At 68.1% G+C, this 5,747-nt stretch carries 8 protein-coding genes; 2 read left to right on the forward strand and 6 right to left on the reverse strand.

Annotated elements, in window-relative coordinates; genetic code table 11:
* Positions 1 to 173: 173 nt before the first annotated feature.
* Complete coding sequence (locus DIZ27_RS46675; protein WP_219933747.1) at positions 174 to 710, reverse strand: hypothetical protein; 537 nt, start codon at positions 708 to 710, stop codon at positions 174 to 176.
* Between the two features lie 573 nt (positions 711 to 1,283).
* The gene (locus DIZ27_RS43985) at positions 1,284 to 1,799 is read right to left on the reverse strand and encodes a hypothetical protein (RefSeq protein WP_109383856.1); all 516 of its coding nucleotides are present in this window, start codon (positions 1,797 to 1,799) and stop codon (positions 1,284 to 1,286) included.
* Between the two features lie 993 nt (positions 1,800 to 2,792).
* Here DIZ27_RS43985 and DIZ27_RS43990 point away from each other — a divergent pair.
* Positions 2,793 to 3,125 carry a hypothetical protein gene (locus DIZ27_RS43990; protein WP_109383857.1) on the forward strand — a complete coding sequence of 111 codons (333 nt, stop codon included), beginning with the start codon at positions 2,793 to 2,795 and terminating at the stop codon, positions 3,123 to 3,125.
* A complete protein-coding gene (locus tag DIZ27_RS43995; RefSeq protein ID WP_109383858.1) occupies positions 3,122 to 3,874 on the forward strand; it encodes a hypothetical protein in 753 nt (250 codons plus the stop codon). Before DIZ27_RS43990 ends, DIZ27_RS43995 begins: the two co-directional genes overlap by 4 nt.
* A 107-nt stretch (positions 3,875 to 3,981) precedes the next feature.
* Here the strand turns inward: DIZ27_RS43995 and DIZ27_RS44000 are convergent, their stop codons facing one another.
* The 4 genes from DIZ27_RS44000 to DIZ27_RS48305 all read right to left on the reverse strand — a co-directional run bounded on the left by DIZ27_RS44000 (position 3,982) and on the right by DIZ27_RS48305 (position 5,400).
* Entirely contained in the window at positions 3,982 to 4,242 is a 261-nt protein-coding gene (locus tag DIZ27_RS44000; RefSeq protein WP_109383859.1) for a hypothetical protein, read from the reverse strand.
* Between the two features lie 170 nt (positions 4,243 to 4,412).
* Positions 4,413 to 4,733, reverse strand: a complete 321-nt coding sequence (locus DIZ27_RS44005; RefSeq protein ID WP_109383860.1) for a hypothetical protein — start codon at positions 4,731 to 4,733, stop codon at positions 4,413 to 4,415.
* A gap of 98 nt (positions 4,734 to 4,831) precedes the next feature.
* Positions 4,832 to 5,182, reverse strand: coding sequence for a tyrosine-type recombinase/integrase (locus tag DIZ27_RS48300; RefSeq protein WP_258308904.1), 351 nt, complete (start codon positions 5,180 to 5,182; stop codon positions 4,832 to 4,834).
* A complete protein-coding gene (locus DIZ27_RS48305; protein ID WP_258308905.1) occupies positions 5,137 to 5,400 on the reverse strand; it encodes a hypothetical protein in 264 nt (87 codons plus the stop codon). Before DIZ27_RS48305 ends, DIZ27_RS48300 begins: the two co-directional genes overlap by 46 nt.
* Positions 5,401 to 5,747: the final 347 nt, after the last annotated feature.

Consider the following 5,747-nt stretch of genomic DNA (forward strand, 5'->3'; position numbering starts at 1 on the left):
GGTCCTGGCGATCGTCAAACGCAGCGACGGCCAGAAGGGGTTCGTGGTGCTGCCCAAACGGTGGATCGTCGAACGGTGTTTCGCCCACCTGATGCAAAGCCGCCGCCTGGTCCGCGACGTCGAACGCCGCACCAGCAGCGCGGAGGCGATGGTCTACTGGTCGATGACCCTGCTCATGATCCGCCGCCTGGCCCGGCCACGCCCGTCGCGSGCGTGMAYCGGCCCGGCGCCGACTCCACCGCCCAGCCACGGGCCACCAGCCGTTTCGCCTTCGACCGCAGCGCCTCCACCCGCGCCGGCACCACGTCCATGCCGAAGACGGCGGCCAGTTCCTGACAGGTCATCGGCCCCTGACCGAGCCGGGCCCGGTCCGCGAGTGTGGTGAGGATGCGCTGGTAGTCCACCGGCAGCGCCGACCAGGCCAGCCCCTCGCACCACACCGGCACCTGCGACTTCGGCGTCGCCGCATCCCCGGACACCGACCGCGCGGCCGTACCCGGCGGATCCGTGACGGCCTCCGCCCCGGCGGTGCCGCTGCCCGCCGGGGCCAGCACCGCGCCGACCCGCCTGCGGGCGATCACCCACTCCTGCCACTCCAGCTCGGCCGCAGCGAGTTCGGCCTGGATACGGTCGGCCTCCTCCCGCAGCCCGTCCACGCGACGGCGAGCGGCGAGCTCGTGCTCTTCCAGCAGTCCGACGACCGACGGCATCCGCAACCTCCCCAAGCAGTGACCACCCGACAGGCCACCACTCCCACGGAACCACCACCCCTATGCCCGACCAGGCAGAACGCCGTCCTCAAGCTCGGAAAGACAACAGCTTCTAAGCGCCGGCTCGGGTGCTGTACAGCAGCGAAGCACAGCAACCACCGTGACCGCAGCCGACCAACATTGGCCCCGGACGACCGACTGAGCTGCTGAGCAGACCTCAGCGACCGTCCCGCCCGTAGTTCGCATCGAGGGGCGCACCGCGATACCCCCGCTCGGGCCGTCTCTGGGCCGTCCGAGGGCGGCCGACGACGACAGATGACGACAGATGACGACAGTCGACGACGGCTCTTCCCCTGCTCAGAGACGGTGCTTCCGGTACCGGCGCAGGTGCCGATCAGTGAAGCAGTGTTGAGGAACTTTAGTCTGGCGTGGCAGGCGCATGGGCTGTTCGGGCAGTGGTCAGGTGTGGGCACCACCAGCGGGGTGCCCAGCGGGGCGGGGGGGGCCGATACTAGGACCCCGGCCCGATTCCAGCGGGCCGGGGTCCTACATCATGCGCTTCGCGCAGTCGGCTCAGTAGCCGTCCCCGTCGTGGAAGTCGCCCTTGTGGTGGTGGATCACCCGGAAGCTGGCCACCACTCCGTTCCTGACGTGCACACCCCTGGTGTGTCCCGGCGTCACGCCGCCGGAGCTGCCGGGTCCGACCCTGGCGAGGGGAGCACCGTTGTCGCAGGTCGCCCCGCGGAAGACCTCGACGGTTTTGCGGCTGTTGTTGAGGATGTTGAAGTTATTGGAGCCCAGGCCGCTCGCCACGAGGATGCAGTCGCCCGGGCGGGCGGGGTACGTCCGCTCGTTGATTTGGATCCGGCCCTCTTCGAACTTCCTTCCCTCGTGGCCCTCGCGGCCGTCGTTGCCCCTGCCCTCGTTGCCCATGGGGGCCTGGGCGGGGGCGGGTGCCTGCCGGACGGCGGCCGGGGCGGTCTGTGCCGCCGGTGCGGGGGCGGCCGTGGCGTAGGTGATACCGGTCGCTGCCAGGGCTGCGGCGGCCGCGACGCCCGCGGTGATCGCGGAGGATCGGGTCATGACCATGTCGCTTTGCTCCTTCTCAGGGAGGCCGGCTTTGACGGCCAACGTGTGATTGAACGTACTAACGGCCCCCAGGGCTGTCATATCGGGCGTATCGGAAGGGGTGGGTCGGGGGGCCGATCGGGGTATTCCAGGCCGCCCGTACGTGTTTTCTCAGTGGCTGATAGCGCGTCAAACTTGCGAAATTTCATTTCGATTGACGGCGATTAGCCCTTCAAGGTGATCCTCTGACGCCTGCTCACCCATGCGGCAGAGTGTCGCCGGGAATTGCCGGGCGCGATGAACCCAGGCATACCAAGGCAGGCAGGTCGCAGAGGCAGATCTGGAAGGTATGCCGGCCAGCGAATGATGTACAGCAGGGGAGTACAGCAACCACCGCAATCACCTCCGACCGCCACCGGCACCAAGCGACCGTCTGGCCTGCCCGGCAGGCCTCAGTGACCACGCCGCCCGTAGTTCTCATCTAGAGGGCCTTCGACGGGTGACGGCCGGGACAAGATGCCTCGTGACTACTCGTGCGCCGCGTCATCCCTCCGTGGCCATCCTCTGACCAAATTTTCCCACCCTGGCCAGACAGAGACAGTGAACGATCTGATCAGCGCCCCTTGTGCCACGGACCTTTGGGCGGTCTTGAAAACCGTGGGAGTGATAGCGCACCGTGTCAGGCTGTGGCAATGACCGGTGACGTACCCAACGTTGAAGCGGGCCAGGGGAAGCAGTGGAGTGACGGCAGTCTTTGACGGCAACACCAACGCACGTTGCCGTACTGGGAGGGCCGACCGCACACCATTCGCAGGAGACGGGCGAGCCTCACCGCTGACCAGCGGAACGCCCGGATGATCTCCTAAAGCGGGTGTCGCAGGTTCGAATCCTGCCGGGGGCACAGAGAAACACCAGGTCAGGAGCCCTTCCGTCCAGCGGACGGGAGGGCTCCTGCGATTCCAGCACACATATGGCACACATGCCGTGCGCGCGGATGGTGGGGAGCTGTGCAGGATGCCCGACAAGGATGAGCCGGCCCGGCACCGGTACGAGAAGCTGGTCAACCGCCTCGAAACGCTGATGCGGGCCGCCCTCAAGCCCCAATACAAGGGGTACGGCGGGCAGCTCGTCCTGAGCAGTGGCGACCTCAAAGAGATGGGCGAGCTGAAGGACATCCGGCGTGCCGTCCGAGAGGCGGGCCGCCGCCTCGGCTGGAAGCCGGCCACCAGGCTTGTCGGGGACCGGCTCTTCGTCCTCGACGAGCGCGAGGTGCCCGAGGAGATCCAGCAGCTCGCCGAGAACGCGGCGGCCGAGGCGATGCACCGGGCCCGACGGGAGCATCAGTGAGCCCGGCGATCCTGCCCGAGCCCGCCGCGGTACTGGCCGAGACCGACTGGGGCGCCCTGGAACACGCCTACGGGACGGCCGAGGACACCCCCACGCAGCTCATCGCGCTCTTGGCCGACGACCAACACACGAGATCCCAGGCCCTGGGCCACCTGCACCACGTGGTGCACCACCAGAACACCCTCTACGCCGCGACAGTCCCGGCCGCACTCTACGTAGCCGCCATCCTCCTCGACCCGCGCACCGCCCTACCCGTCGACAAGAGGCCCCACGACTTCCTCGGCCCGCTGCGCGCCGAACTGCTGGGATGGCTGAACTCAGTGGCCGACGCCGCCGACGACCAGGCCGAGGCGACGATGCGCCGCTTCGGTTTCCCACCCGAGGACCACCCCCCGTTCGTCCGGACCCGCGAGATCCGCCCGCTGCTCTTCTCCACCGTCTCCGCCTGCTTCGACGACCACGACCCGCACGTCCGTGAAGCGGCCCTCGCCGCCTGCATCCCTCTGCTGGACGACCCTTGCTTGCGCCACCACCGGACGGCCACGGCCCCGCTGTTGAGGGAGACGCTGGCCATCAGCGCCCTGTGGCGGTACCAGGAGCGGGCCGTCGAGGCCCTCTCCGCGTGGGGCGAGGACACGACGGGCCTGGAGGTCCGACGGAACCCGTTCGCGGTGTGCGACACACCGCTCAACCCGTCGGCGACCGAATGGCACCTTTCCTCGGAGGACCGGGCCGCCCCGCCGTTCTGACTGACGAGCAATCCAAGCCTGAGAGCTCAGCACACCTCGTTGGAGCCGTTGATGGGGGGGGTGGGTTTCTCCCTACTGGGTCGAGCCCCACGGAGCAGGGAAGGCAGTCACTCGGCAGGGAGATCGACTGCCACCGCGACGGCTTGTTCTCGAAGGTGGATGGCCAGGAACTCCATCTCCACGAGCGTGCCGACGAGACCGGATGCGGCCAGTTGGGCGGCGTGTGCGCGTGCCTCGTCCATGGGCAGCTCCTGCGCCTTGCGCAGGGCCTTCAGCACCAGGGCGAGGCTCGGTGCTTCTCCCGTCAGCCGAAGCCGGGCCGGGCCGTGAGCCTGCAGCAGGGCCTGTCTGATGTATTCGGGAGTCACGGGGCCGCTGTCCTGCTCGCACCACCCATCGCGGCAGTCCTCGCACCGGCCCTCGCTGCCCAACGCAGCCTGCCCCGTTCGATGAACTGGCCGACGTCGCGTGTCAGTACACCGCCGCGTTGGTCACAGCGGCCTGCGACCTGTGTTCCTTGCGTGATCATCTCAGGGCTTCAGCCTGCCGACTCGTCCTCGGGAAACTCCCGGCTTCCCCACCTGTTCCAGAGTGTGAGGTGCCACTCGCCGGCGTTCGGGCCAGGCCGCTGCACAGAGGGGACTGGACCAGGACCGGTCTCGATGAGGTGCAGCAGCGACCAGGCGACGCCGTAGCAGTCATCCGGGCCGAAACAACCGGCCAGAGCCTCAGCCTCCTCGGCCGTGACAGGCCGGGAGATGGCTTCGAGCTGCCTGACCCGCCGGTCGATCTCACCCTCGTCCGCGGTGCAGTCGGGTAGGGGACCGGCGGCTGCGAAAGCTCTGACCTCGGGTCTCATGCGCGAATGATCCGCTGCCGGTCCCCGCTCGGGCAAGAACGGGCGGCACCCCAGCGCGGCCCCGTCGACGCTGCACCTCAGCACGGCTCAGACACACATCACGCTGCGGAACCCTCCAAGGCAGCCACCGCCTCAGCCGCCTTCCGCGCCCTCTTCTCCGCCTTCGCCAGTTCAGCCTTCGCCTTGGCCAACTGCTTGGAACGGCGCTTGTGCATCTTTTTCGAGACCTCGTCGAGGCGGTCAGGAAAGAGGTGTCCGTACGTGTCCAACGTCAGGGTCGCGGACTTGTGGCCGAGCATGCTCTGGACGACGTTGACGTCCGCGCCACTGGCAATGGCAAGGGAGGCCGCCGTGTGACGCAGCTTGTGCGGCGTGAGCCTGAGGTGGCCGAGGCCCGCCTTGGCTACGGCCGGGGCGAAGAACCGCTGCCGGAAGTTCCGGGCCCGCAACGGCCCGCCCTGCGGGCGGTGAACAGGAGCTCGTCTTCGCCCCGCCTTTCGACGTGGGGTTTCAGCTCCTCGGCGAGGAACCGGGGGATCGGGACGGACCGGCGCTCATGGTTCTTGGGTGAGTCGAGGTAGAGCTTGCCGTTGTCCTCGACGTACGCCTCGACGATGTGGGTCCGGCAGGCATCGAGGTCGACGCGCGGACGTTCAGAACATCCCACCGACCGAGGAAGCACCCCGGCCACGCCGATCGACCGCCTTCCGGACCTACCTCGATCAGCACGAGATCCCCGGCCGAAGTCCTGGCGCACCCTGGGCACCTGACCTCGGCAACTCCAAGAGTCGGGTGGCCCGGGGGAATCTCACCCCCGGGCTCCCACGGAACGGAGCGTGACAATCTCTCGTCACTCCGCTCTTGTCATCCTGGTCACCAGGCGACGGAGGCTTCAGTTGCCCACCGCCATTGTGCGAACAGCCGGGGATACCGCTTGGCGATCCCCTGCATACACTCGACGGCCTTCCTCAGCCCCGCGAGCCGCTTGTATTTTCGTCGGATCCACCGCACCAA

Origin of the sequence: Streptomyces sp. NWU339 (genome assembly GCF_003143855.1) — a bacterium.
Classification (GTDB): Bacteria; Actinomycetota; Actinomycetes; order Streptomycetales; family Streptomycetaceae; genus Streptomyces.